This is a genomic window from Rossellomorea aquimaris, from assembly GCF_020172085.1.
Lineage (GTDB): Bacteria > Bacillota > Bacilli > Bacillales > Bacillaceae_B > Rossellomorea > Rossellomorea aquimaris_E.
The window spans coordinates 22,140-47,378 of the sequence record NZ_JAIVAT010000012.1 but is presented as its reverse complement, the minus strand read 5'-3'; the positions used below and the strand labels follow the sequence as shown (position 1 = coordinate 47,378).

General features: G+C 42.4%; 31 protein-coding genes. All 31 read right to left on the bottom strand.

The window, feature by feature from the left end:
* Positions 1-6: 6 nt before the first annotated feature.
* The 31 genes from map to rpoB all read right to left on the bottom strand — a co-directional run bounded on the left by map (position 7) and on the right by rpoB (position 25,178).
* The gene (gene map, locus LCL96_RS22565) at positions 7-753 is read right to left on the bottom strand and encodes a type I methionyl aminopeptidase (RefSeq protein ID WP_206857900.1); all 747 of its coding nucleotides are present in this window, start codon (positions 751-753) and stop codon (positions 7-9) included.
* A complete protein-coding gene (locus LCL96_RS22560; protein WP_034765951.1) occupies positions 753-1,403 on the bottom strand; it encodes an adenylate kinase in 651 nt (216 codons plus the stop codon). Before LCL96_RS22560 ends, map begins: the two co-directional genes overlap by 1 nt.
* A gap of 61 nt (positions 1,404-1,464) precedes the next feature.
* Entirely contained in the window at positions 1,465-2,757 is a 1,293-nt protein-coding gene (gene secY, locus LCL96_RS22555) for a preprotein translocase subunit SecY (protein ID WP_224945501.1), read from the bottom strand.
* Positions 2,757-3,197 carry a 50S ribosomal protein L15 gene (rplO, locus tag LCL96_RS22550; RefSeq protein WP_098353385.1) on the bottom strand — a complete coding sequence of 147 codons (441 nt, stop codon included), beginning with the start codon at positions 3,195-3,197 and terminating at the stop codon, positions 2,757-2,759. Before rplO ends, secY begins: the two co-directional genes overlap by 1 nt.
* 31 nt (positions 3,198-3,228) lie before the next feature.
* Positions 3,229-3,411 carry a 50S ribosomal protein L30 gene (rpmD, locus tag LCL96_RS22545; protein ID WP_034765956.1) on the bottom strand — a complete coding sequence of 61 codons (183 nt, stop codon included), beginning with the start codon at positions 3,409-3,411 and terminating at the stop codon, positions 3,229-3,231.
* Between the two features lie 13 nt (positions 3,412-3,424).
* Positions 3,425-3,925: a 30S ribosomal protein S5 gene (rpsE, locus tag LCL96_RS22540; RefSeq protein ID WP_044340531.1), complete on the bottom strand. Its 501-nt coding sequence runs from the start codon at positions 3,923-3,925 to the stop codon at positions 3,425-3,427.
* 23 nt (positions 3,926-3,948) lie between these two features.
* A complete protein-coding gene (gene rplR / locus LCL96_RS22535; RefSeq protein ID WP_034765960.1) occupies positions 3,949-4,311 on the bottom strand; it encodes a 50S ribosomal protein L18 in 363 nt (120 codons plus the stop codon).
* A 33-nt stretch (positions 4,312-4,344) separates the two neighbouring features.
* Positions 4,345-4,884: a 50S ribosomal protein L6 gene (gene rplF / locus LCL96_RS22530; RefSeq protein WP_034765962.1), complete on the bottom strand. Its 540-nt coding sequence runs from the start codon at positions 4,882-4,884 to the stop codon at positions 4,345-4,347.
* Positions 4,885-4,914: 30 nt separating this feature from the next.
* On the bottom strand, positions 4,915-5,313 hold the full coding sequence (rpsH, locus tag LCL96_RS22525; RefSeq protein WP_034765964.1) for a 30S ribosomal protein S8: 399 nt from the start codon (positions 5,311-5,313) through the stop codon (positions 4,915-4,917).
* A gap of 30 nt (positions 5,314-5,343) precedes the next feature.
* Positions 5,344-5,529, bottom strand: a complete 186-nt coding sequence (locus tag LCL96_RS22520; RefSeq protein WP_044340528.1) for a type Z 30S ribosomal protein S14 — start codon at positions 5,527-5,529, stop codon at positions 5,344-5,346.
* A gap of 24 nt (positions 5,530-5,553) precedes the next feature.
* Positions 5,554-6,093 (bottom strand): 50S ribosomal protein L5, encoded by a 540-nt coding sequence (rplE, locus tag LCL96_RS22515; RefSeq protein WP_034765967.1) that lies wholly within the window; start codon positions 6,091-6,093, stop codon positions 5,554-5,556.
* 26 nt (positions 6,094-6,119) lie between these two features.
* Positions 6,120-6,431: a 50S ribosomal protein L24 gene (gene rplX / locus LCL96_RS22510; RefSeq protein WP_034765969.1), complete on the bottom strand. Its 312-nt coding sequence runs from the start codon at positions 6,429-6,431 to the stop codon at positions 6,120-6,122.
* 39 nt (positions 6,432-6,470) lie between these two features.
* Positions 6,471-6,839, bottom strand: coding sequence for a 50S ribosomal protein L14 (rplN, locus tag LCL96_RS22505; protein WP_032085280.1), 369 nt, complete (start codon positions 6,837-6,839; stop codon positions 6,471-6,473).
* Positions 6,840-6,883: 44 nt separating this feature from the next.
* On the bottom strand, positions 6,884-7,147 hold the full coding sequence (gene rpsQ / locus LCL96_RS22500) for a 30S ribosomal protein S17 (protein WP_032085279.1): 264 nt from the start codon (positions 7,145-7,147) through the stop codon (positions 6,884-6,886).
* Between the two features lie 20 nt (positions 7,148-7,167).
* A complete protein-coding gene (gene rpmC, locus LCL96_RS22495; protein ID WP_032085278.1) occupies positions 7,168-7,371 on the bottom strand; it encodes a 50S ribosomal protein L29 in 204 nt (67 codons plus the stop codon).
* On the bottom strand, positions 7,361-7,795 hold the full coding sequence (gene rplP / locus LCL96_RS22490) for a 50S ribosomal protein L16 (protein ID WP_034765971.1): 435 nt from the start codon (positions 7,793-7,795) through the stop codon (positions 7,361-7,363). The genes rpmC and rplP overlap by 11 nt, the downstream gene beginning before the upstream one ends.
* A gap of 2 nt (positions 7,796-7,797) precedes the next feature.
* Positions 7,798-8,454 (bottom strand): 30S ribosomal protein S3, encoded by a 657-nt coding sequence (gene rpsC / locus LCL96_RS22485; RefSeq protein ID WP_224945499.1) that lies wholly within the window; start codon positions 8,452-8,454, stop codon positions 7,798-7,800.
* A gap of 3 nt (positions 8,455-8,457) precedes the next feature.
* Positions 8,458-8,799, bottom strand: coding sequence for a 50S ribosomal protein L22 (gene rplV, locus LCL96_RS22480; RefSeq protein ID WP_034765976.1), 342 nt, complete (start codon positions 8,797-8,799; stop codon positions 8,458-8,460).
* 19 nt (positions 8,800-8,818) lie between these two features.
* The gene (gene rpsS / locus LCL96_RS22475) at positions 8,819-9,097 is read right to left on the bottom strand and encodes a 30S ribosomal protein S19 (protein WP_034765978.1); all 279 of its coding nucleotides are present in this window, start codon (positions 9,095-9,097) and stop codon (positions 8,819-8,821) included.
* Positions 9,098-9,157: 60 nt separating this feature from the next.
* On the bottom strand, positions 9,158-9,988 hold the full coding sequence (gene rplB, locus LCL96_RS22470; RefSeq protein WP_044340525.1) for a 50S ribosomal protein L2: 831 nt from the start codon (positions 9,986-9,988) through the stop codon (positions 9,158-9,160).
* A gap of 31 nt (positions 9,989-10,019) precedes the next feature.
* Positions 10,020-10,304, bottom strand: coding sequence for a 50S ribosomal protein L23 (rplW, locus tag LCL96_RS22465; protein ID WP_211201344.1), 285 nt, complete (start codon positions 10,302-10,304; stop codon positions 10,020-10,022).
* The gene (rplD, locus tag LCL96_RS22460) at positions 10,304-10,927 is read right to left on the bottom strand and encodes a 50S ribosomal protein L4 (protein WP_219166396.1); all 624 of its coding nucleotides are present in this window, start codon (positions 10,925-10,927) and stop codon (positions 10,304-10,306) included. The genes rplW and rplD overlap by 1 nt, the downstream gene beginning before the upstream one ends.
* Before the next feature lie 30 nt (positions 10,928-10,957).
* The gene (gene rplC, locus LCL96_RS22455) at positions 10,958-11,587 is read right to left on the bottom strand and encodes a 50S ribosomal protein L3 (protein WP_044340523.1); all 630 of its coding nucleotides are present in this window, start codon (positions 11,585-11,587) and stop codon (positions 10,958-10,960) included.
* Positions 11,588-11,622: 35 nt separating this feature from the next.
* A complete protein-coding gene (gene rpsJ, locus LCL96_RS22450; RefSeq protein ID WP_007085291.1) occupies positions 11,623-11,931 on the bottom strand; it encodes a 30S ribosomal protein S10 in 309 nt (102 codons plus the stop codon).
* Between the two features lie 1,142 nt (positions 11,932-13,073).
* Positions 13,074-14,264 (bottom strand): elongation factor Tu, encoded by a 1,191-nt coding sequence (tuf, locus tag LCL96_RS22440; RefSeq protein ID WP_034765989.1) that lies wholly within the window; start codon positions 14,262-14,264, stop codon positions 13,074-13,076.
* A gap of 129 nt (positions 14,265-14,393) precedes the next feature.
* Positions 14,394-16,472 carry an elongation factor G gene (gene fusA, locus LCL96_RS22435; RefSeq protein ID WP_224945497.1) on the bottom strand — a complete coding sequence of 693 codons (2,079 nt, stop codon included), beginning with the start codon at positions 16,470-16,472 and terminating at the stop codon, positions 14,394-14,396.
* A gap of 51 nt (positions 16,473-16,523) precedes the next feature.
* Complete coding sequence (rpsG, locus tag LCL96_RS22430; RefSeq protein WP_034765993.1) at positions 16,524-16,994, bottom strand: 30S ribosomal protein S7; 471 nt, start codon at positions 16,992-16,994, stop codon at positions 16,524-16,526.
* Between the two features lie 44 nt (positions 16,995-17,038).
* Complete coding sequence (rpsL, locus tag LCL96_RS22425) at positions 17,039-17,461, bottom strand: 30S ribosomal protein S12 (protein ID WP_034765995.1); 423 nt, start codon at positions 17,459-17,461, stop codon at positions 17,039-17,041.
* Between the two features lie 99 nt (positions 17,462-17,560).
* Entirely contained in the window at positions 17,561-17,809 is a 249-nt protein-coding gene (locus LCL96_RS22420; RefSeq protein WP_224945495.1) for a 50S ribosomal protein L7ae-like protein, read from the bottom strand.
* A gap of 160 nt (positions 17,810-17,969) precedes the next feature.
* Positions 17,970-21,569 carry a DNA-directed RNA polymerase subunit beta' gene (gene rpoC / locus LCL96_RS22415; protein ID WP_224945494.1) on the bottom strand — a complete coding sequence of 1,200 codons (3,600 nt, stop codon included), beginning with the start codon at positions 21,567-21,569 and terminating at the stop codon, positions 17,970-17,972.
* A gap of 51 nt (positions 21,570-21,620) precedes the next feature.
* Positions 21,621-25,178 carry a DNA-directed RNA polymerase subunit beta gene (gene rpoB, locus LCL96_RS22410; protein WP_224945492.1) on the bottom strand — a complete coding sequence of 1,186 codons (3,558 nt, stop codon included), beginning with the start codon at positions 25,176-25,178 and terminating at the stop codon, positions 21,621-21,623.
* Positions 25,179-25,239 lie beyond the last annotated feature (61 nt).

Below are 25,239 nucleotides of genomic sequence, written 5' to 3'. Positions count from 1 at the left end.
CTTCACTTAGGCTTTCGTCAATATCTCATAGCCGTCTTCAGTAATGGCAATGGTGTGTTCAAAGTGCGCACACATTTTATCATCTACTGTGACGACTGTCCAGTTATCTGATAACGTTCTAACATATCGACTACCTGCATTAACCATTGGTTCAATAGCCAGTACCATGCCAGGTTTTAAACGCGGACCTTTGTTGGGTGGCCCATAATGAGGAATTTGAGGGTCCTCATGTAAGTCTTGACCAACTCCGTGTCCTACATACTCCCGAACGATTGAAAAGCCATTTGCCTCAACAAAAGTTTGTATACTATGAGAGATATTCGACAGACGCTCGCCTGGTTTCGCTTCCTTAAGTCCAAGGAATAATGATTCCTCTGTTACATCCAGAAGCTTCTGGGTTTCATCATCTATTGTTCCAACTGGATAAGTCCAAGCTGAGTCGCCGTGATAACCGTTATATTTAGCACCGATATCGATGCTGATTATATCGCCATCCTTTAATACCCGATCGCCTGGAATTCCATGTACCAACTCATTGTTGACTGAAGCACAGATGCTGCCACGAAACCCATTATACCCTTTAAAAGATGGAATTGCATCATGTTTACGAATGAATTTTTCAGCAATTGCATCCAATTCCTTCGTCGTAATTCCCGGAGAAATATACTTTTGCAATTCCGCATGAGTTAATGCAACGATCTTTCCAGCATGCCGCATAATCTCAATCTCTCTCGGAGTTTTAGAAATGATCATTATGAAAGGCCTCCAAGTAGTTCATCAATGTCATCAAACACTCTATGGATGTCTTGTTGACCGTCAATGTTTTTCAGATAGCCTTTGTCTTCGTAGTAAGCCAATAGCGGCTGGGTTTGTTTGATGTTAACGTCCAAACGGTTTTGGACCGTTTCTTCGTTATCGTCTGCGCGTTGATATAATTCACCACCGCAGCGATCACAAACACCCTCTTCTGTTGGCGGATTAAAGACAAGATGATAAGTAGCGCCGCACTCTTTACAGATCCTGCGACCTGTCAAGCGCTCCATCAGGATGTCCTTATCTACATTTATATTAATGACATAATTCATTTTTTTACCAAGATCAGCTAGGATGTTTTCAAGTGCTTCTGCCTGAGCAACCGTTCTTGGAAACCCATCCAGTAAGAAGCCTTTTTCACAGTCCTCTTTGCTTAAACGTTCACGAACGATACCGATTGTCACTTCATCAGGAACAAGATCGCCATTATCCATGAATGATTTAGCCTTCAAGCCTAGTTCAGTACCTTCTTTAATAGCTGCACGGAACATATCGCCTGTAGAGATATGGGGGATACCATATTTATCTACGATTTTTTCAGCTTGAGTGCCTTTACCTGCGCCTGGTAAGCCCATAAGAACTATATTCACTCGTACTCCCCCTAATTGTCTATAAAATGGTTTCAGGAACAGGACGTTCCCGAAAACCCTCTTATTTAATAAATCCTTTGTAGTGACGTTTCACTAACTGCGCCTCTAGCTGCTTCATTGTCTCAAGTGCAACCCCTACTACGATCAGTAAGCTTGTTCCACCGATTTGAGCTGCAGGTGGTAGACCTGCAAAGTTAATGAAGAATACTGGAAGGACTGCAATGACAGCTAAGAAAATAGCCCCAACAAATGTTAGACGATACAGAACGCGAGTGAGATACTCTTGTGTGGTTTTACCTGGACGAATACCAGGGATATATCCACCTTGTTTCTTCAAGTTTTCAGCCATTTGTTCTGGATTCACTTGAATGAAAGCATAGAAATACGTAAAGGCAATGATCAGAGCTACATAGATAATCATACCAACTGGTTTGGTGTAATCAAAGATGTACTGGATCGTACTGGTCACATCATTATCTCCAAAGAAAGATGAAATGGTCTGTGGCGTGATTATGAAAGAAATCGCAAAGATTACTGGAATAACACCCGCAGCATTTACCTTTAATGGTAGATGTGTTGATTGTCCACCAACCGGACTACGCCCCACTAAACGTTTTGCATATTGAATCGGAATTTTACGAAGTGCTTGTTGAATAAACACGACACCAACAACGATTGCAATAACTGCTAAAACAAGAAGTGCAAGAACCACAATGCGAAGGAAGAGTTCTTGGCCTGCCCCTTCGATTTGTTGAGCATAGATTTGGTTTACAGTGTTAGGGATTGCAGCAACGATACCTGCAAAGATCAGGATCGAAATACCGTTCCCAACACCTTTAGCTGTAATTTGTTCACCAAGCCACATAAGAAAAGCCGTACCAGCCGTTAGAACTAACGCTATTAGTAGGTACGTACTGACTCCCGGGCTTTGGATAAGCATTCCACCATAAATTCTATTGAAGCCATAGGACATGCCTAGAGCCTGGATGAATCCAAGAATGATCGTGAAATAACGTGTGAACTGAGCTAACTTGCGGCGACCGACTTCACCCTGCTTAGACCACTCAGTGAACTTCGGTACAACATCCATTTGAAGAAGCTGTACAATAATCGAAGCTGTGATATAAGGCATGATTCCCATCGCGAAGATGGAGAAGTTCTTTAATGCACCGCCACCAAATGTATTCAGGAATCCAAGGATCCCCGCTTGGTCTTGCATTTTCAATACATTAGCGTCTACGTTTGGTACCGGAATAAAGGTACCAAGACGGAAGACAATTAACATTAGAAGGGTGAAGATAATTTTATTTCTTATATCACCCACGCGCATAAAATTGGAGACAGTTTGAAACATTAGATCACCTCGGATGTACCGCCAGCAGCTTCGATAGCTTCTTTAGCAGTGGTTGAGAATTTGTGTGCTTTTACTGTAAGCTTTTTCTCGATTGAACCTTTACCAAGAATCTTAATACCTGCTTTTTCGTTACTTACTACGCCAGATTCTACAAGTAGAGCTGGAGTAACTTCTGTACCATCTTCGAAGCGATTCAATGCGTCAAGATTGACGATTGCATATTCTTTACGATTGATGTTTGTGAATCCACGTTTTGGTAGACGTTGGAATAATGGTGTTTGACCACCTTCAAAGCCAGGACGAGTTCCGCCACCTGAACGGGCGTTTTGACCTTTGTGACCTTTACCTGCAGTCTTTCCATTACCTGAACCAATACCACGTCCTACACGATTGCGGACTTTACGTGAACCTTCAGTAGGTTTTAACTCATGTAATTTCATGTCGGCACCTCCTTCTTTTAAGGGTTATATATTACTTCTCAGTTACTGTAACAAGGTGGGCAACTTTGTTGATCATGCCGCGGATTGCAGCATTATCTTGTTGCTCAACTGTTTGGTGCATTTTGCGAAGTCCTAAAGCTTCAACCGTTTTACGTTGATCTTGAGGACGGCCAATGATGCTGCGAGTGAGGGTAATTTCTAGTTTGTTAGCCATCGTTATCCCTCCCTTAACCTAAGATCTCTTCTACTGATTTACCACGTAGTTTAGCTACGTCTTCAGCACGCTTTAATTGTTTTAAACCTTCGATTGTAGCGCGAACCATGTTAATTGGAGTGTTAGATCCTAATGATTTAGATAGGATATCTTGAACACCAGCTAATTCAAGTACGGCACGAACAGGTCCACCGGCGATGATTCCTGTACCCGCAGAAGCAGGTTTGATCAGGATCTGACCAGCACCAAAACGTCCAGTTACTAGGTGAGGAGTTGTACCTTCAACCATAGGAACTTCAATTAGATTTTTCTTCGCATCTTCAATCGCTTTACGGATTGCATCAGGTACTTCCTGAGCTTTCCCAGTTCCGAAACCAACGTGACCGTTTTTGTCGCCCACTACTACAAGAGCAGCGAAACGGAAACGACGTCCACCTTTAACTACTTTCGCAACACGATTGATTGTAACTACGCGTTCTTCAAATTCTAGTTTGCTTGGATCAATACGACGCATCTGGATTGTCCCTCCTTTTTTTATTAAAATTCTAAGCCGTTTTCACGAGCTGCTTCAGCCAAAGCTTTGATACGGCCATGATATAAATATCCACCACGGTCAAATACTACGGATTTTAATCCTTTTTCTACAGCACGTTTTGCAACTAGTTCTCCAACTTTTGCAGCAGCATCAGTTGTTGCAGAAGAATCTAGGTTGAAATCTTTATCTTGAGAAGATGCACTAACTAGAGTAACACCATTCATATCATCGATAAGTTGAGCGTAGATATTTTTGTTAGAACGGAAAACGTTCAAACGAGGACGAGTTTCAGTTCCAGTAATCTTTGAACGGACACGAGCATGTCTTTTCTTACGTGTTTTGTTCTTATCTGGCTTAGTAATCACCTACGGTCACTCCTTTCTTTTGCCTACGCGGCATTATTTACCTGTTTTACCTTCTTTACGACGAACATATTCACCTTCGTAGCGAATACCTTTTCCTTTGTAAGGCTCAGGAGAGCGTACAGCACGAATGTTAGCAGCTAATGCTCCAACACGTTCTTTGTCGATACCTTTAATAGATATCTTTGTATTAGCCGGTACTTCGATCTCGATACCTTGTTCTGGTTCGATCTCAACTGGGTGAGAGTAACCAACGTTAAGTACAAGCTTCGTACCTTGTTTTTGAGCACGGTAACCTACACCGACAAGCTCAAGATTTCTTTGGAATCCTTTAGATACACCTTCAACCATGTTCGCGATTAGGGCACGAGTTGTACCGTGTAACGCGCGGTGTTCTTTTGCATCAGAAGGACGAGTAACTGTCGCTACGTTTCCTTCTAATTCAACTTTAATATCAGAATTGAATGTACGAGAAAGTTCCCCTTTAGGTCCTTTTACAGTTACAGTGTTATCTTCACCTACTGTTAGAGTAACGTCAGATGGAATTTCTACTGGTAGTTTTCCTACACGTGACATCCTGTTGCACCTCCATTCATATAAAAAATATTACCAAACGTAAGCTAGTACTTCTCCGCCTACTTGTTGAGCACGAGCTTCTTTATCAGTTAAAACACCTGTAGAAGTTGAAACAAGTGCGATACCTAAACCGTTTAGTACTTTAGGTACCTCTGTTGATTTTGCATATACACGTAAACCAGGTTTAGAGATACGCTTTAATCCAGTAATTACGCGTTCGTTGTTTGCTCCATATTTCAAGAAAATGCGGATAACACCTTGCTTGTTATCTTCTACATATTCTACGTCACGTACGAAACCTTCACGTTTAAGGATTTCTGCAATTTCTTTCTTGATGTTAGAAGCAGGAACTTCTAATCTTTCGTGACGAACCATGTTCGCATTACGGATGCGAGTAAGCAAATCTGCAATTGGATCTGTCATTGTCATAATAATTTACCTCCTTCCCAATATAGGGTATTACCAACTAGCTTTCTTAACGCCAGGAATCTGACCCTTGTATGCAAGTTCACGGAAACAAATACGGCAAAGCTTGAATTTACGGATTACTGAATGAGGACGTCCGCAACGTTCGCAACGAGTGTACGCTTGAACATTATGCTTTGGCGCGCGTTTTTGTTTCGCAATCATAGATTTTTTAGCCACATTTTCGCCTCCCTTATATAGCGATTACTTTTGGAATGGCATTCCGATTTGTGTCAATAATTCACGAGCTTCTTCGTCTGTGTTCGCAGTTGTTACGATTACGATATCCATACCGCGTACTTTAGACACTTTATCATAATCAATCTCAGGGAAAATCAATTGCTCTTTAACTCCTAATGTGTAGTTACCGCGACCGTCGAATGCTTTTTTAGAAACACCACGGAAGTCACGTACACGTGGAAGTGAAACAGAAATTAATTTATCTAAGAATTGGTACATACGCTCTCCGCGTAGAGTAACTTTTGCACCGATTGGCATACCTTCACGAAGACGGAAGCCTGCGATAGATTTTTTAGCTTTTGTTACAACTGGCTTTTGACCAGTGATTTGAGTCAATTCGTCAACAGCTACATCAAGAGCTTTTGAGTTTTGAACTGCGTCACCGATACCCATGTTGACAACGATCTTTTCAACTTTAGGTACTTCCATTACTGATTTGTAATTGAATTTGCTAACTAGAGCTGGACTGATTTCTTGTTGAAATTTTTCTTTTAGGCGGTTCATTCAGAATACCTCCCTTCTTAATCGTACTATTTATCTAGAACTTCACCTGATTTTTTTGCTACACGTACTTTTTTGCCGTCTTCTGTCTTATAACCTACACGAGTTGGCTCGTTAGATTTCGGATCTAGAAGCATAACATTTGATACATGGATAGATGCTTCCTGGCTGATGATTCCGCCTTGCGGGTTCATCTGTGAAGGCTTAGCGTGTTTTTTCACAACGTTGATACCTTCAACTAGCACTCGGTCTTTCTTTGGGAATGAAGCAAGAACAACACCTGTTTTGCCTTTGTCTTTCCCAGTAATGACCATTACTTTATCGCCTTTTTTTACATGCATTTCATCGCACCTCCTTGAATGGCCCAATGCTAATATCTATTAAAGAACTTCTGGAGCTAAAGATACAATTTTCATAAAGTTGCTGTCGCGTAGTTCACGGGCAACAGGTCCGAAGATACGAGTTCCACGTGGTCCTTTATCGTCACGGATAATGACACAAGCGTTCTCGTCGAACTTGATGTAAGTACCATCTTGACGACGTACACCAGACTTAGTACGTACAACAACCGCTTTAACTACGTCACCTTTTTTAACAACGCCACCTGGTGTTGCTTGTTTTACTGTACACACGATAACATCACCGATGTTAGCTGTCTTGCGTCCAGAACCACCAAGCACTTTGATAGTTAATACTTCACGAGCACCAGAGTTGTCAGCAACTTTTAAACGTGATTCTTGTTGAATCATGTAGGTAACCTCCCTTCGGAATATAAAATATCCGAACAAATATATTAGATAATAACTGCTTTTTCAACAACTTCTACTAAACGGAAACGTTTTGTAGCAGATAGTGGACGAGTCTCCATGATACGTACGATATCGCCTACTTTTGCTTCGTTGTTCTCATCATGAGTTTTAAACTTCTTAGAGTACTTAACGCGCTTGCCGTATAGAGAATGCTTTTTATAAGTTTCTACCATAACCGTTACTGTTTTATCCATTTTGTCGGAAACAACACGGCCAGTGTATACCTTACGTTGGTTGCGGTCACTCATTTAAGCAAACCTCCTCTCATTTATCGATTGTTAACCCCGATCTCTCTTTCACGGATTACAGTTTTCATACGAGCGATCCCTTTGCGGACTTCACGGATGCGAGCTGTGTTTTCTAATTGTCCAGTCGCAAGTTGGAAGCGAAGGTTAAATAACTCTTCTTTCAGAGTCTTTACTTTTTGTTCAATTTCAGCAGTGGTTAGGTCACGAATTTCATTAGTTTTCATTTGATTCACCACCAATTTCCTCACGTTTTACAAACTTCGTTTTGATTGGAAGTTTATGTGATGCTAGACGAAGTGCTTCACGAGCTACCTCTTCAGAAACACCAGCGATTTCAAACATGATTTTTCCAGGCTTAACTACTGCTACCCAACCTTCTGGAGCACCTTTACCTGAACCCATACGAACTTCTAAAGGTTTTGCAGTGTAAGGTTTATGAGGGAAGATTTTAATCCATACTTTACCGCCACGTTTCATGTAACGAGTCATAGCGATACGAGCTGATTCGATTTGACGGTTAGTGATCCAAGAAGCCTCAACTGCTTGTAAACCGTATTCACCGAACGCTACTTCTTGACCGCCTTTAGCACGTCCACGCATTTTTCCACGGTGTTCGCGACGATGTTTAACGCGTTTAGGTAATAACATAATTAGTTGCCTCCTTCCTCAGATTTCTTTCTTGTAGGAAGAACTTCTCCACGATAGATCCATACTTTAACGCCAAGCTTACCATAAGTTGTGTCAGCTTCTGCATGAGCATAGTCAATGTCAGCGCGTAGAGTATGGAGTGGAACAGTACCTTCACTGTAATGTTCTGCACGAGCGATATCTGCTCCGCCAAGACGACCAGATACTTGTGTTTTGATTCCTTTTGCACCAGCACGCATCGCACGTTGGATTGATTGCTTCTGAGCACGACGGAAAGAAACACGATTTTCTAATTGACGAGCAATGTTTTCAGCTACTAATTTAGCATCAACGTCAGCTCTTTTGATTTCAACGATGTTGATGTGTACACGTTTTGAAGTAAGTTCGTTAAGTGCTTTACGAAGTGCTTCAACTTCTGTACCACCTTTACCGATAACCATACCAGGCTTAGCTGTATGAACGGTAATGTTAATACGGTTTGCTGCGCGCTCGATTTCTACTTTAGAAACAGAAGCGTCAACTAAACGTTTTGCAATATATTCACGTACTTTAATGTCTTCGTGTAATAGATTAGCGTAATCTTTATCTGCGTACCATTTAGATTCCCAATCACGGATTATACCGACACGAAGTCCGACCGGATGTACTTTTTGACCCACAGCTTATCCCTCCTTCTTTTCTGATACGACAAGTGTAATGTGACTTGTACGTTTGTTAATTTGACTTGCACGTCCCATCGCACGAGGACGGAAACGTTTAAGTGTTGGTCCTTCATTTACATAAGCCTCAGTTACCACTAGGCTATTAATATCCATGTCAAAGTTGTGCTCTGCGTTCGCAATAGCAGACTTAAGTACTTTTTCGATTACTGGTGAAGCAGCTTTAGGTGTATGCTTTAAGATAGCAACCGCTTCTCCAACTTGCTTACCTCGGATTAGATCAACGACTAAGCGTACTTTACGAGGAGCAATACGTACTGTTCTTGCAACAGCTTTTGCTTGCATTAGGATACCCTCCTCTCAATTAGCGTCTTGTTTTCTTATCATCACTTGCATGACCTTTGTAAGTACGAGATGGTGCGAATTCACCAAGCTTGTGTCCTACCATGTCTTCAGTGACGTATACAGGTACATGTTTACGACCATCGTAAACTGCGATAGTGTGACCGATGAATGCTGGGAAGATCGTTGAGCGACGAGACCAAGTTTTCACAACTTGTTTGCCTTCAGTTTCGTTCAATTTTTCGATCTTAGTCATTAAATGATCATCAACAAAAGGTCCTTTTTTTAAGCTACGACCCATGTTTGAACCTCCCTTCGTGATTGACCTACGGCTCTGTTCAGGAACCGTAGCACAATCCCGTTATTTTTTGCGACGACGCACAATAAATTTATCAGATTTGTTGTTTTTCTTACGTGTCTTGTATCCAAGAGTAGGTTTACCCCATGGAGACATTGGTGATTTACGTCCGATTGGAGCGCGTCCTTCACCACCACCGTGTGGGTGATCGTTAGGGTTCATTACAGAACCACGAACTGTTGGGCGTTTACCTAACCAACGAGAACGTCCTGCTTTACCAATGTTGATAAGTTCGTGCTGTTCATTTCCGACTTGACCTACAGTAGCACGACAAGCAGAAAGGATCATACGAGTTTCACCAGAGTTTAAACGTACAAGTACATATTTACCTTCTTTACCAAGTACTTGAGCAGATGTTCCAGCAGAACGAACTAACTGTCCACCTTTACCTGGTTTAAGTTCAATATTGTGTACGATTGTACCAACTGGGATGTTGATAAGTGGTAATGCATTACCTACTTTGATATCTGCTTCAGGTCCAGACATTACTTCCATACCTACTTCGATTGTTTTCGGAGCCAGGATGTAACGTTTTTCCCCATCAGCGTAATTAATTAGTGCAATGTTTGCAGAGCGGTTTGGATCGTATTCGATCGTAGCAACGCGTCCAGGTATACCATCTTTTTCACGTTTGAAATCGATGATACGGTATTGACGCTTGTGACCGCCACCTTGATGACGAACTGTTAACTTACCTTGGTTGTTACGGCCACCCTTTTTGTGTAGGGGTGCTAAAAGTGACTTTTCCGGAGAATCAGTTGTGATTTCAGCGAAATCAGAACTAGTCATTCCGCGACGACCATTAGAGGTAGGTTTATACTTTTTAATCGCCATGTTTTTCCCTCCTCTTCTTAATTAAAGAATTTTATACTTCAAAGAATTCGATTTCTTTACTGTCAGCAGTAAGTTTAACGATAGCTTTACGACGCTTGTTAGTGTAACCAGCGTGTTTACCCATACGCTTGAACTTACCTTTGTAGTTCATGATGTTTACTTTATCTACTTTCACGTCAAAGATTTCTTGAACGGCGTCTTTTACTTGAGTTTTGTTGGCTCTAGTATCAACTTCGAAAGTATATTTTTTCTCAGACATAAGATCAGTTGAAGCCTCTGTAATTACGGGGCGCTTAATGATTTCACGTACATCCATTATGCGAGCACCTCCTCTACTTTTTCAACAGCTGATTTAGTCATCACTAGTTTGTCATGTCCTAATACATCCAGAACGCTAATTCCTTCTGCAGCAACAACAGTTACACCAGGGATGTTACGAGCTGAAAGTGCTACGTTTTCGTCAAGACCGTCAGTGATTACTAATGTTTTAGAATCAACAGAAAGACCTTTAAGAACGTTAGCAAATTCTTTTGTTTTAGGAGCATCGAATGATAATGCTTCTAATACTAAGATGTTTTCTTCTACTACTTTAGAAGAAAGTGCAGATTTAATCGCTAAGCGACGAACTTTCTTAGGAAGTTTGTAGCTGTAGCTGCGTGGAACTGGTCCAAATACAGTACCACCACCGCGCCATTGTGGAGAACGGATTGACCCTTGACGAGCACGACCTGTTCCTTTTTGACGCCAAGGCTTACGACCACCGCCACGTACTTCAGAACGATTTTTTACTTTGTGATTTCCTTGGCGTAAAGAAGCTCTTTGCATCAATACTGCTTCAGTCATCACGTGTGTGTTTGGTTCGATACCAAAAACAGTGTCATTAAGTTCGATATCTCCAACTTTAGAACCGCTTTGGTTAAATAATGCTACTTTCGGCATTCTTGTTTCCTCCTTTCTTGAAAAGTTCTATTAGTTTGCTTTAATAGCTGACTTTACTTTGATCAGTTGTTTCTTAGGTCCAGGTACATTACCTTTAACTAAGATAAGGTTACGCTCAGCATCAACTTTTACAATTTCAAGGTTTTGAATTGTAATTTGTTCTCCGCCCATACGTCCAGGTAGTAATTTACCTTTGAATACACGGTTCGGATCAACAGGACCCATTGAACCAGGACGACGGTGGTAACGAGAACCGTGAGACATTGGTCCGCGAGATTGGTTGTGACGCTTGATAGCACCTTGGAAACCTTTACCTTTTGAAACTCCTGTTACATCTACGATTTCGCCTGCTGCGAAAATATCAACTTTGACTTCTTGACCAACTTCGTACTCTTCTACGTTTACACCGCGGATTTCACGGATGAAGCGCTTAGGAGCAGTTTCAGCTTTAGCAACGTGGCCTCTCTCTGGTTTGTTAGAAAGCTTTTCACGTTTGTCTTCAAAACCTACTTGGATAGCTTCGTAGCCATCAACATCGATAGATTTCTTTTGAAGTACCACGTTTTGAGCAGCTTCGATAACAGTTACAGGGATAAGATCACCGTTTTCAGCGAAAACTTGAGTCATACCAATCTTTCTTCCTAAGATTCCTTTGGTCATAAGTCACACCTCCTAATTATTATGGTTTTTATGAATTAAAGTTTGATTTCGATATCTACACCTGATGGTAAGTCTAAACGCATAAGCGCATCAACTGTTTGAGGTGTTGGGTTTACAATGTCGATTAAGCGTTTATGTGTACGCATTTCGAATTGCTCACGAGAATCTTTGTATTTGTGCACAGCACGTAAGATTGTGTAAACAGACTTTTCTGTTGGTAGTGGGATCGGTCCAGAAACCGCCGCACCAGAACGTTTTGCTGTTTCAACAATTTTCTCAGCTGATTGATCAAGAATTCTGTGATCATAAGCCTTTAAACGGATACGAATCTTTTGTTTTGCCATTATTTTCCCTCCTTTATCGCCTATTTTTGAATAGACATTCTCCACAGAAATTTCCCACACACTCGCCATGGCAAAGCGGCCGTGTGTGTCAGCAACCTTCTGTTTCATCGCAGTCAAAGACCAACATTGTCTATTATAACTAAAACACCCAGAAGAAGCAAGAGTTTCTTGCAATTTCTTTATGTTTTGCACACTTTCTCTATTATACAAACGAACCGTGTTATTTTCAAGGATATGTGTTATTTTCACAATATTTAATATAACTCAAAATATATATCAGATAGAACATTTGATCAAAACGATTTTATTCCTTTATACGTGAGTGTATGTTGATTTCCACTCCAGGCAGCTCGCTTTCCGCGGGGCTGGCGGTGAGCCTCCTCGGGCTTCTGCCCTGTGGGGTCATAAGATCCAGCTACGGCGGCTAGTCCCTCGAGGTCATAAGTCAAATCAACCAAAAAGGCAAAGAACGCCTTTCCGGTTGATTCGCCTTATGCTTGTCGGGCCTGACCAAGCCGCCTCTGCTTTTCATCCTGTCCCACGTTTCCCGCAGGAGTCGAGCTGCCTTCCGTTCCAATCAACAATGGGTTTTGAATTCATGCTTACAATTATGGTAGTAGTTCCTCTATCCTTTATATAAGCAAATTGGTGATAGTAACCTTAATACCTTAATGCTCCATTATGAATTTGTACAATACTTTATATATAGAAGGAACTCACTTATTAGCCCTCACTCATGATGGTTCTAGGCTCCAAGTCAAAGAACATTAAGTGATTGGAATAAATGTATCGATTCGAAAAATCGTTCTTCCTTTTTTGATCGGCAGCTCAAATTTTAATTATTTTAAGACAGCACCCTGAATTCTGCAGTCGTCAGCTGTTGATTGGAGTGCAAGACGGAGACTCCTTCGGGAAAGCGAAATTGGTGAGACCCCGCAGGAGCGATAGCGACGAGGAGGCTCGCCTTTCGCCCGAGGAAAGCGGAGTCTTGCACGGAAATCAACAGCGGTGCAACAAACGATTCACCAATTTTTCCTATATATACATTTACCGTTTTGCACCAGCTACTTATCTTCCCAATCCAAAAATTGAACACAAAAAAACAGATGGACATGAAGTCCATCTGTTTTTAATATCAATGATTACTCAGTGATTGTAGCTACTACTCCAGCACCTACAGTACGTCCACCCTCACGGATAGAGAACTTAGTACCTTCTTCGATAGCGATTGGAGCGATAAGCTCAACAGTCATTTCGATGTTATCGCCAGGCATAACCATTTCTACACCTTCAGGAAGGTTACAGATACCAGTTACGTCAGTTGTACGGAAGTAGAACTGAGGGCGGTAGTTAGTGAAGAATGGAGTGTGACGTCCACCTTCTTCTTTAGAAAGAACATAAACTTCTGCTTTGAACTTTGTGTGTGGAGTGATTGTACCTGGCTTAGCAAGTACTTGTCCACGTTGGATATCTTCACGAGCTACACCACGAAGTAGTGCACCGATGTTGTCTCCAGCTTCAGCATAGTCAAGAAGCTTACGGAACATTTCTACACCTGTTACAGTAGTAGATTTTGGCTCTTCAGAAAGACCGATGATGTCGATAGTGTCTCCAACTTTAACTTGTCCACGCTCAACACGACCTGTAGCAACTGTTCCACGACCTGTGATTGAGAATACGTCCTCAACAGGCATCATGAATGGCTTGTCAGTGTCACGCTCTGGAGTTGGGATGTAGCTATCTACAGCTTCCATAAGTTCGAAGATTTTCGCTTCCCACTCAGCATCTCCTTCAAGAGCTTTAAGAGCAGAACCTTTGATTACTGGTACGTCATCGCCAGGGAAATCGTACTCAGAAAGAAGGTCACGTACTTCCATTTCTACTAGTTCAAGTAGTTCTTCGTCGTCTACCATGTCACATTTGTTCATGAATACAACTAGGTATGGAACACCTACTTGACGAGAAAGAAGGATGTGCTCACGAGTTTGTGGCATTGGGCCGTCAGCAGCAGATACTACTAGGATCCCACCATCCATTTGTGCTGCACCAGTGATCATGTTTTTAACATAGTCAGCGTGTCCTGGGCAGTCAACGTGTGCGTAGTGACGAGTATCAGTTTCGTACTCAACGTGTGCAGTAGAGATTGTGATTCCACGCTCTCTTTCTTCTGGAGCACCGTCGATTTGGTCATATGCCATTGCAGTTCCACGACCATACTTCTTGTGAAGTGTAGTTGTGATAGCAGCTGTTAGAGTTGTTTTACCGTGGTCAACGTGACCGATTGTACCGATATTCGCATGTTGCTTGGAACGATCAAATTTTTCCTTACCCATTTGAAAATCCTCCTTTAATTTTAAAGAAAATAAGTATATTTTGGGATGTTTCAGAGATCGTGCGAAACCACCCCTGAAACACCAATTGCTTACACTAGTATTTATACTTTATAAAAGCGAATAAATCAATTATTCACCTTTATTTTTTTTGATGATTTCTTCAGAAATCGACTTAGGTACTTCTTCGTAGTGATCGAAGTGCATGGAGTATGTTCCACGTCCTTGTGTGTTAGAACGTAATGAAGTTGCATATCCAAACATTTCTGATAGAGGTACGAACGCTTTAACGACTTGAGCGTTACCGCGTGCTTCCATACCTTCTACGCGTCCACGACGTGAAGTAACGTCACCCATGATATCTCCAAGGTATTCCTCAGGGATAACAACCTCAACCTTCATCATTGGCTCAAGGATAACCGGCTTACATTTAGAAGCAGCATTCTTAAGGGCCATTGATGCAGCGATTTTGAACGCCATCTCAGATGAGTCGACGTCATGGTATGAACCATCGAATAATCTTGCTTTAACATCAACAAGTGGGAATCCAGCTAATACTCCGTTTTCAAGAGCATCTTGTAGACCGGCTTGTACTGCAGGAATGTATTCACGAGGAACAACCCCACCGACGATACCGTTTTCGAATTCGAATCCTTTACCTTCTTCGTTAGGCGCGAATTCAATCCAAACGTGTCCGAATTGTCCACGTCCACCTGATTGACGAGCAAACTTACCTTCAACTTTAGCCGTATCACGGAAAGTTTCGCGGTAAGATACTTGAGGAGCACCTACGTTTGCTTCTACTTTGAATTCACGTTTCATACGGTCAACGATGATATCTAAGTGAAGCTCACCCATACCGGCGATGATAACCTGTCCAGTTTCCTGGTCAGTATGCGCACGGAATGTTGGATCTTCCTCTTGTAGTTTTTGTAGAGCAGTTGTCATTTTATCTTGGTCAGCCTTAGATTTAGGCTCAACAGATAGAGAGATAACCGGCTCTGGGAATACCATTGATTCTAAGATAACAAGGTTCTTTTCATCACATAGTGTATCTCCAGTACTAGTATCTTTCAGACCAACCGCTGCTGCGATATCCCCAGCATACACTTGGGAGATTTCTTCACGGGAGTTAGCGTGCATTTGCAGGATACGACCTACACGTTCACGTTTTCCTTTAGAAGAGTTTCTTACGTAAGAACCTGATTCAAGTACACCAGAGTAAACACGGAAGAATGTTAATTTACCAACATAAGGGTCAGTTGCAACTTTGAACGCCAAAGCAGAGAATGGAGCTTCGTCTGAAGATGGACGAGTCACTTCTTCTTCTGTTTCAGGTACAAAACCTTTGATATCTTCAACGTCTGTTGGCGCTGGAAGATAGTCAATAACTGAGTCAATTAGTAATTGAACCCCTTTGTTTTTGAATGCAGATCCACAAACCACTGGGTAGAACTCAACAGTTAGTGTAGCCGCACGGATAGCAGCTTTGATTTCTTCGTTAGAAAGTTCTTCACCTTCTAAGTACTTCATCATAAGCTCTTCATCAAGTTCAGATACTGCTTCAATTAGCTTTCCGCGGTATTCTTCAGCTTGATCTTTGTACTCTTCAGGAATGTCACGAGCTTCTGCGCGAGTTCCAAGGTCATCTTCATAGAAATAAGCTCTCATTTCCACTAAGTCGATGATTCCTTCGAAGTCATCTTCAGCACCGATTGGAAGCTGAATTGGATGTGCATTAGCTTGTAGACGCTCATGTAGTGTACCTACAGAGTAAAGGAAGTCAGCACCGATTTTGTCCATTTTGTTAACGAACACAACACGCGGAACACCGTATGTTGTTGCTTGGCGCCAAACAGTTTCAGTTTGAGGCTCAACACCAGATTGAGCATCAAGTACTGCTACTGCACCATCAAGTACACGCAGGGAACGCTCAACTTCAACAGTGAAGTCTACGTGTCCTGGAGTATCGATGATGTTAATACGATGGCCTTTCCATTGAGCTGTTGTCGCAGCAGAAGTGATTGTGATACCACGTTCTTGCTCTTGCTCCATCCAGTCCATTTGAGAAGCACCTTCGTGAGTTTCTCCAATTTTATGGATACGACCTGTATAAAATAGGATACGCTCAGTTGCAGTTGTTTTACCAGCATCGATGTGAGCCATGATACCGATATTACGAGTGTTTTCTAAGGAGAACTCTCTAGGCATGCGGTATTTCTCCTTCCTTATATAAGAATAATTTGTTTGTTTAAGGTCAGATTACCAACGATAGTGAGCAAACGCTTTGTTCGCTTCAGCCATCTTATGTGTATCTTCACGCTTCTTGACAGAAGCACCAGTGTTGTTAGCTGCATCAAGAATTTCGTTAGCTAAACGCTCTTCCATAGTCTTCTCACCGCGAAGACGAGAGTAGTTTACTAACCAACGAAGACCTAATGTAGTACGACGCTCTGGACGCACCTCTACAGGTACTTGATAGTTTGAACCACCTACACGACGAGCTTTTACTTCTAATACCGGCATGATATTTTTTAAAGCTGCATCGAATACTTCCATTGCATCTTTACCTGAACGCTCGCTAATGATATCAAACGCTGCGTATAATTTCTTTTGAGCTTTACCTCTTTTACCGTCAATCATGATTTTGTTGATTAAACGAGTAACTAGTTTAGAATTGTACATTGGATCAGGTAAAACGTCTCTTTTTGCTACAGGACCTTTACGTGGCATGTGATTTCCTCCTTTCAACGAGAAATGAATTTATAGTTGTTTTATTATTTTTTAGCTGCTTTAGGGCGCTTAGTTCCGTATTTAGAACGTCCTTGCATACGGCCGTCAACTCCAGCTGTATCAAGCGCACCACGTACGATATGATAACGTACCCCTGGTAAATCCTTTACACGTCCTCCACGGATAAGAACAACACTGTGCTCTTGAAGGTTGTGCCCGATACCAGGAATGTAAGCAGTAACCTCGATTCCATTCGTTAAACGAACACGAGCATATTTACGTAAAGCCGAGTTCGGTTTCTTTGGAGTCATTGTACCAACACGAGTACATACACCACGTTTTTGTGGAGAAGACAAGTTCGTGTGCACCTTCTTAAAGCTGTTATAACCTTTGTTAAGAGCTGGTGACTTTGATTTTGTTGATTTAGACTGACGAGGCTTGCGAACTAATTGGTTAATAGTTGGCATTTTGTTTTCCTCCCTTCTTATTTGGTAAGCCCACACATCCAGGTGGTTCTTTTTTGGGTAAAAGTAAAGTTTTTGTAGATCGTTTCTACAAAAACTATTTTACTGTATAATCGCAACAGCTGCTGCTCCAACATCTATTCCGCACGATTTACCAAGTTTCTTCATTGAATCCACTTTGTTAACCGATACATTAAGATCAATCGCGGCCTGAACTACTTTCGCAGTAACTTTGGGATCAGCATCTTCCGCAATGACTACTTCGAGTACATGACCTGTTTTCAGAGCTTTCACTGCTTGCTTTGTTCCTACAATAATTTCTTTAGCCTGCGCTACTTTTTCATAAGACATTTCATATCCTCCAAAGTAACAGGTTATTAATAGGAGCAACCTTGAATATATTATCATCTTAAAATCTCTATGTCAACATAGATTTAAAAGATTTATAAAAGCTAACTCTTAAGACTGTTGTTTGAGCAATCAAACCCGCCTAAGAGTTAGCCTAAATAGATTACTCTACTGTTACTGTTTCTTCATTAGTATCCTCTGCTAAGACCGGCTCTGCCTTGCGGTAACGTTGCATACCTGTACCGGCAGGGACCAGTTTACCAATGATAACATTCTCTTTCAATCCTAGTAACTCATCACGTTTTCCTTTAATCGCAGCGTCCGTTAACACACGAGTTGTTTCCTGGAATGATGCCGCGGATAAGAAGGAATCCGTTTCAAGTGAAGCTTTTGTGATTCCAAGCAATACAGGGCGTCCTGTTGCTGGAAGCTTACCGCCGAATAATGCTTTTTCATTCGCATCTCTGAACTGATGAATATCCATAAGAGTACCCGGAAGTACCTCAGATTCACCGGCATCGATGACACGAACTTTACGAAGCATTTGACGAACCATAACCTCAACGTGTTTGTCGCCGATTTCAACCCCTTGCATACGGTATACTTTTTGTACCTCACGCAGCAAGTATTCTTGAACAGCAGACACATCACGGACTTTTAGGAGTTCTTTAGGATCGATCGAACCTTCAGTGATTTCCTGACCGCGTGCGACTTTATCGTTCACAGCGAACTTCAGGCGCGCTGTGTAAGGAGCTGTGTAACTTCTCGTTTCCACATCACCTTGTACGGTAATTTCGTACTGACGATCTTTCCCTTCACTGATGGAAGTGATCACACCATCAATTTCAGAAATGACAGCTTGACCTTTCGGGTTACGCGCTTCGAAGATCTCTTGGATACGCGGTAAACCTTGAGTGATATCGTCTCCTGCAACCCCACCTGTATGGAACGTACGCATCGTTAACTGTGTACCCGGTTCCCCGATGGATTGAGCAGCGATGATACCGACAGCTTCCCCGACTTCGACTTTTTGACCTGTTGCAAGGTTTGTTCCGTAACATTTTTCACACACACCGTGTCTTGTGTTACATGTGAAGGCAGAACGGATCGAAACATGTTCGACACCAGCATCAATGATCGTCTTAGCCAGATCTTCTGTGATCAACTGATTTTCTGTGATGATGATTTCATCTGTCTCAGGGTGACGCAATGTTTTGCGTGAATAACGACCAAGTAAACGTTCTTCAAGGGGCTCGATGATTTCGGTACCCTCTTTAATGGAGCCTACAAGTAAGCCTCTGTCCGTTCCACAGTCTTCTTCACGAACGATAACGTCCTGGGCAACGTCAACAAGTCGACGTGTCAAGTAACCTGAGTCAGCTGTTTTCAGTGCTGTATCGGCAAGACCTTTACGGGCACCGTGTGTAGAGATGAAGTATTCAAGAACCGTCAGACCTTCACGGAAACTTGATTTGATCGGTAACTCGATGATACGACCAGCCGGGTTGGCCATCAGTCCACGCATACCGGCAAGCTGAGTGAAGTTAGATGCGTTACCACGGGCACCTGAGTCACTCATCATGAAGATCGGGTTGCGTTTATCCAATGTAGCCATTAACTTGCCTTGAATCGTATCTTTCGCAGCACTCCAGATGGAGATGACACGATCATATCTTTCATCTTCTGTAATGAGACCACGTTTAAATTGCTTTAATACGTTGTCTACCTTACTTTGGGCTTCAATCAGGATTTCCTCTTTTTCCGCTAGTACAACGATATCAGCGATACCTACTGTAATACCGGCTTTCGTAGAGAATTTAAATCCAAGGTCCTTCATCTTATCAAGCATACGAGATGTCTCAGTGATGGCAAACTTCTTGAATACTTCCGCAATGATATTCCCTAAGAAGCCTTTTTTGAATGGGTTAATTAACTCACGATTTTGGAATACTTCCTTAACGTCCGTCGATGGATCAACAAAGTAGTTCTCAGGAGTTGCAACTTCCAAGTTCGTTCTTGTTGGCTCATTAATGAACGGGAATGTATCAGGTAAGATTTCATTAAAGATCACTTTACCTACCGTAGTTAATAGTAATTGTTTATTTTGCTTATCAGTGAACGTTTTATTATTGATGGTGCTTGCATGGATCGCAATTCGGGTATGCAAGTGTACATAACCGTTTTGATATGCAAGGATGACTTCATTTGCATCGTTGAAAATCATTCCTTCACCAACAGCATTTTCACGTTCAAGTGTCAGGTAATAGTTACCTAGTACCATATCCTGGGACGGAGTAACAACCGGTTTACCGTCTTTCGGATTTAGGATGTTTTGAGCAGCAAGCATCAGCATGCGTGCTTCAGCCTGAGCTTCAGAAGATAGTGGTACGTGAACCGCCATTTGGTCACCATCGAAATCCGCGTTGTATGCTGTACATACAAGTGGATGAAGACGGATCGCTCTTCCTTCAACAAGAGTTGGTTCAAATGCTTGGATACCAAGTCTGTGAAGAGTAGGGGCACGGTTTAATAGAACTGGATGTTCCTTGATAACCCCTTCTAATACATCCCATACTTCCGGCTGTACGCGTTCGATCTTACGTTTCGCACTCTTAATGTTGTGTGCCAACCCTTTTTCAACGAGCTCTTTCATCACAAATGGTTTGAATAACTCAAGAGCCATTTCTTTAGGAAGACCACATTGGTACATCTTAAGGTTAGGACCAACAACGATTACAGAACGACCGGAATAGTCGACACGTTTACCAAGAAGGTTCTGACGGAAACGACCTTGCTTCCCTTTAAGCATATGTGAAAGGGATTTTAATGGACGGTTACCAGGCCCTGTAACAGGACGGCCGCGACGACCATTATCAATTAAAGCATCAACCGCTTCTTGAAGCATACGCTTCTCATTTTGAACGATGATGCTTGGAGCACCAAGGTCCAATAAACGCTTAAGACGGTTATTACGGTTAATAACACGACGGTATAAATCATTCAGGTCGGAAGTGGCAAAGCGTCCACCGTCAAGTTGAACCATCGGGCGAAGCTCTGGAGGAATGACAGGTAGTACGTCAAGAATCATCCAATCCGGATCATTTCCTGAGTTCCTGAACGATTCCACTACTTCTAATCGTTTGATTGCACGGGTACGGCGTTGACCTTGAGCTGTTTTCAATTCTTCTTTAAGGAAATCAGCTTCTTTATCCAGGTCAATGTCCTGCAGAAGCTTTTTAATCGCTTCAGCTCCCATTGCAGCTTGGAATTTCACTCCGTATTTCTCACGGTACGCACGGTACTCTTTTTCAGAAAGAAGTTGTTTTCTTTCAAGAGCCGTGTCACCAGGTTCTGTTACTACATAAGAAGCGAAGTAGATGACTTCTTCCAAAGCACGTGGGGACATGTCTAAAACAAGACCCATACGGCTTGGAATTCCTTTGAAGTACCAGATATGAGATACAGGGGCAGCAAGTTCGATGTGACCCATACGTTCACGACGGACTTTCGCCTTTGTTACTTCAACACCACAGCGGTCACAAACAACGCCCTTATAACGGACACGTTTGTATTTCCCACAGTGACATTCCCAGTCCTTCGTTGGACCGAAGATTCGTTCACAGAACAAACCATCTTTTTCTGGTTTTAACGTACGATAGTTGATCGTTTCGGGCTTTTTAACTTCCCCGAAAGACCATGAACGGATCTTATCGGGGGAAGCTAAACCAATTTTCATATACTCAAAATTATTTACATCTAGCAAGGGGCCTACCTCCCTTTTAATCTACAGGCTCTAACCCTAATTGCTCTAAATTTATTCTTTCGACCCAACTGTCTCGGATTCTTGTGCATTAGATTCAGAGATATTTAGCGTGTCTGCTTGTTGTACTTCTTCTTCATCCTCTAGGTCACGCATTTCGATTTCTTCTTCGTTACTGGAGAGGATCTTAACATCCATACCTAAACTTTGGAGCTCTTTGATCAGAACTTTGAATGATTCCGGAACACCAGGTTCAGGAACGTTTTCACCTTTGACGATGGCTTCGTATGTTTTCACACGACCCACAACGTCATCAGACTTAACTGTTAGAATTTCTTGTAGAGTGTAAGCAGCACCATAAGCTTCAAGTGCCCATACCTCCATCTCACCGAAACGCTGTCCACCGAATTGGGCTTTACCTCCAAGAGGCTGCTGCGTAACAAGTGAGTAAGGACCCGTTGAACGTGCGTGAAGTTTGTCATCAACCATGTGAGCCAGTTTAATCATATACATGATCCCTACTGATACACGGTTATCAAACGGTTCACCTGTTCGACCATCGTATAGAACCGTTTTGGCATCACGTGCCATACCCGCTTCTTCAATGGTTGCCCAGACATCTTCCTCACGTGCTCCGTCAAATACTGGTGAAGCGACATGAATGCCAAGGTATCTTGCTGCCATACCTAAGTGAAGCTCAAGCACCTGTCCTATATTCATACGTGATGGTACCCCTAATGGGTTAAGCATGATATCGATCGGTGTACCGTCCGGTAAGAACGGCATGTCTTCTTCAGGCAGGATTCTTGAGATAACACCTTTGTTACCATGACGACCAGCCATTTTGTCCCCTTCAGAAATCTTACGTTTCTGAACGATGTAGACACGTACCAGCTGATTCACACCTGGTGGTAATTCGTCTCCATCTTCACGGTTGAAGACTTTCACATCAAGGATGATTCCGCCACCACCATGTGGTACACGAAGGGATGTATCCCGAACTTCACGAGCCTTCTCTCCGAAGATTGCATGTAATAAGCGTTCTTCCGCCGTTAGCTCTGTTACACCTTTAGGCGTTACTTTACCAACGAGCAAGTCCCCGTCTTTCACTTCAGCACCGATGCGGATGATCCCACGCTCATCAAGATTGCGAAGCGCATCTTCACCAACGTTTGGAATATCACGAGTGATTTCTTCAGGCCCTAATTTCGTATCACGAGATTCAGACTCATATTCTTCAATATGAATAGAAGTGTATACATCGTCTTTCACAAGACGTTCACTCATGATGATCGCATCTTCATAGTTGTAACCGTCCCAAGTCATGAACCCAACCATTACGTTACGTCCTAAGGCTAGTTCTCCTTTTTCCATTGAAGGGCCATCAGCAAGGATCTCTCCTTTTACTACACGGTCTCCTTCACTTACGATCGGACGCTGGTTGTAACATGTTCCCTGGTTAGAACGGATGAATTTTTGCATACGGTATTTATCGAGGTCACCTTTTACTTCCTGACCATCGATTTCTTTCACACGTCGTACCCAAACTTGTTTCGCTTCAACCTTTTCCACGATACCTTCATACTTACAGATCACGGCTGCACCGGAGTCTTTCGCAGATACGTGTTCCATACCTGTTCCGACGATCGGTGATTCCGGGTTCATCAAAGGTACCGCTTGACGTTGCATGTTCGCTCCCATTAGAGCACGGTTGGAGTCATCGTTTTCTAAGAACGGGATACATGCCGTCGCAGCTGATACTACTTGCTTAGGAGATACATCCATGTAGTCAAGACGCTCACGCTTGATGACCGTGTTCTCTCCACGGAAACGAGCGATGACTTCTTCATCAAGGAACTCCCCGTCTTCTCCAAGACGCGCGTTCGCTTGAGCCACTACATAGTTATCCTCTTCGTCCGCTGTCAGGTAATCGATGCGATCGGTTACCTTCCCTGTATCAGGGTCGACACGACGATACGGCGTTTCAATAAAGCCGAATTTATTCACTTTCGCAAACGATGAAAGTGAGTTGATGAGTCCGATATTCGGTCCCTCAGGCGTTTCAATCGGACACATACGACCATAGTGGGAGTAATGAACGTCACGTACTTCGAAACCGGCACGTTCACGAGTTAATCCACCAGGCCCTAAAGCAGAAAGACGACGTTTGTGCGTTAATTCTGCAAGAGGATTCGTTTGGTCCATGAATTGAGACAATTGAGAGCTTCCAAAGAACTCTTTAATTGATGCAATAACAGGGCGAATGTTAATCAGTTGCTGAGGCGTGATGGTATTGGTGTCCTGAATCGACATTCTTTCACGAACAACACGCTCCATACGTGATAAACCGATACGGAATTGGTTTTGCAGTAATTCACCAACCGAACGTAAACGACGGTTTCCTAAATGGTCAATATCATCCGTCAGTCCTACTCCATGTAATAAGTTAAAGAAGTAAGAAATAGAAGAGATGATATCAGCAGGTGTAATGTACTTAACCTCTTCCTCAACATACGCATTGCTAATTACGTTAATTTCAAATTCTCCCTCTTCGTTAGGAGAATAGATTTTGATAGATTGAAGAACGACATCTTCCTCTAATACGCCGCCGGACTGTTGGTAATTTTTGAAACCAATGCCGTTTTCCAGATAAGGAATGATCTTATCCAGGGCGCGACGGTCAAGAACCGTGCCCTTCTCTGCCAGAATCTCGCCCGTTTCCGGATCTGCTAGAGTTTCTGCTAGAGTTTGACCGAATAAACGGTTCTTAATGTGAAGCTTTTTGTTCATTTTGTAACGTCCAACGTTTGCTAAGTCATAACGCTTAGGATCAAAGAAACGAGAAACGAGTAAACTTTTAGCATTTTCTACAGTAGGAGGCTCTCCCGGACGTAGACGCTCATAAATCTCGAGCAATGCCTTGTCGATACCTTCCGTGTTGTCTTTCTCGAGCGTGTTACGAATGTACTCATTATCACCGATCAAATCGATGATTTCTTGATCAGAGCCAAACCCAAGGGCACGTAAAAGAACCGTTACCGGTAGTTTGCGAGTTCGATCAATTCGCACATATACAACATCTTTTGCATCTGTTTCATACTCAAGCCAAGCTCCGCGGTTTGGTATAACGGTAGCAGTAAACCCTTTCTTTCCGTTCTTATCTACTTTTCCACTAAAGTAAACACTAGGTGAACGTACTAACTGAGAAACGATAACGCGCTCAGCACCATTAATGACAAAAGTACCTGTGTCTGTCATTAATGGGAAATCACCCATAAATACGTCTTGATCCTTTACTTCTCCTGTTTCCTTATTCACAAGACGGACTTTCACTCTAAGTGGTGCAGAGTAAGTTACATCTCTTTCCTTTGATTCTTCCACCGAGTACTTTGGCTCTCCTAGACTATAATCAATAAATTCTAAAGAGAGATTACCAGTGAAGTCCTCAATCGGAGAAATGTCACGGAACATTTCTCTTAACCCCTCATCAAGAAACCATTGATACGAGGAAGTTTGAATTTCGATTAGATTCGGCAATTCTAAAACTTCACTGATACGCGCAAAACTTCTGCGTTGGCGGTGTCGTCCATACTGAACTAGTTGACCTGTCAACTGATTCACCCCTCAAATCAAGCGTTTTGGTTGTGTCTATATGTCTTAAAGTAGGAAATTC

Coding starts and splice junctions, on each gene's coding strand:
- map (WP_206857900.1), bottom strand. CDS start 753: ATGATCATTTCTAAAACTCCGAGAGAGATTGAGATTATGCGGCATGCT.
- secY (WP_224945501.1), bottom strand. CDS start 2,757: ATGTTTCAAACTGTCTCCAATTTTATGCGCGTGGGTGATATAAGAAAT.
- rplO (WP_098353385.1), bottom strand. CDS start 3,197: ATGAAATTACATGAGTTAAAACCTACTGAAGGTTCACGTAAAGTCCGC.
- rpmD (WP_034765956.1), bottom strand. CDS start 3,411: ATGGCTAACAAACTAGAAATTACCCTCACTCGCAGCATCATTGGCCGT.
- rpsE (WP_044340531.1), bottom strand. CDS start 3,925: ATGCGTCGTATTGATCCAAGCAAACTAGAATTTGAAGAACGCGTAGTT.
- rplF (WP_034765962.1), bottom strand. CDS start 4,884: ATGTCACGTGTAGGAAAACTACCAGTAGAAATTCCATCTGACGTTACT.
- rpsH (WP_034765964.1), bottom strand. CDS start 5,313: ATGACAATGACAGATCCAATTGCAGATTTGCTTACTCGCATCCGTAAT.
- rplE (WP_034765967.1), bottom strand. CDS start 6,093: ATGAACCGCCTAAAAGAAAAATTTCAACAAGAAATCAGTCCAGCTCTA.
- rplX (WP_034765969.1), bottom strand. CDS start 6,431: ATGCATGTAAAAAAAGGCGATAAAGTAATGGTCATTACTGGGAAAGAC.
- rplN (WP_032085280.1), bottom strand. CDS start 6,839: ATGATTCAACAAGAATCACGTTTAAAAGTTGCTGACAACTCTGGTGCT.
- rpsQ (WP_032085279.1), bottom strand. CDS start 7,147: ATGAGTGACCGCAACCAACGTAAGGTATACACTGGCCGTGTTGTTTCC.
- rpmC (WP_032085278.1), bottom strand. CDS start 7,371: ATGAAAACTAATGAAATTCGTGACCTAACCACTGCTGAAATTGAACAA.
- rplP (WP_034765971.1), bottom strand. CDS start 7,795: ATGTTATTACCTAAACGCGTTAAACATCGTCGCGAACACCGTGGAAAA.
- rplV (WP_034765976.1), bottom strand. CDS start 8,799: ATGCAAGCAAAAGCTGTTGCAAGAACAGTACGTATTGCTCCTCGTAAA.
- rpsS (WP_034765978.1), bottom strand. CDS start 9,097: ATGGGTCGTAGCTTAAAAAAAGGACCTTTTGTTGATGATCATTTAATG.
- rplB (WP_044340525.1), bottom strand. CDS start 9,988: ATGGCGATTAAAAAGTATAAACCTACCTCTAATGGTCGTCGCGGAATG.
- rplW (WP_211201344.1), bottom strand. CDS start 10,304: ATGGATGTACGTGAAATCATTAAGCGCCCCGTAATTACAGAGGCTTCA.
- rplD (WP_219166396.1), bottom strand. CDS start 10,927: ATGCCGAAAGTAGCATTATTTAACCAAAGCGGTTCTAAAGTTGGAGAT.
- rplC (WP_044340523.1), bottom strand. CDS start 11,587: ATGACCAAAGGAATCTTAGGAAGAAAGATTGGTATGACTCAAGTTTTC.
- rpsJ (WP_007085291.1), bottom strand. CDS start 11,931: ATGGCAAAACAAAAGATTCGTATCCGTTTAAAGGCTTATGATCACAGA.
- tuf (WP_034765989.1), bottom strand. CDS start 14,264: ATGGGTAAGGAAAAATTTGATCGTTCCAAGCAACATGCGAATATCGGT.
- fusA (WP_224945497.1), bottom strand. CDS start 16,472: ATGCCTAGAGAGTTCTCCTTAGAAAACACTCGTAATATCGGTATCATG.
- rpsG (WP_034765993.1), bottom strand. CDS start 16,994: ATGCCACGTAAAGGTCCTGTAGCAAAAAGAGACGTTTTACCTGATCCA.
- rpsL (WP_034765995.1), bottom strand. CDS start 17,461: ATGCCAACTATTAACCAATTAGTTCGCAAGCCTCGTCAGTCTAAATCA.
- LCL96_RS22420 (WP_224945495.1), bottom strand. CDS start 17,809: ATGTCTTATGAAAAAGTAGCGCAGGCTAAAGAAATTATTGTAGGAACA.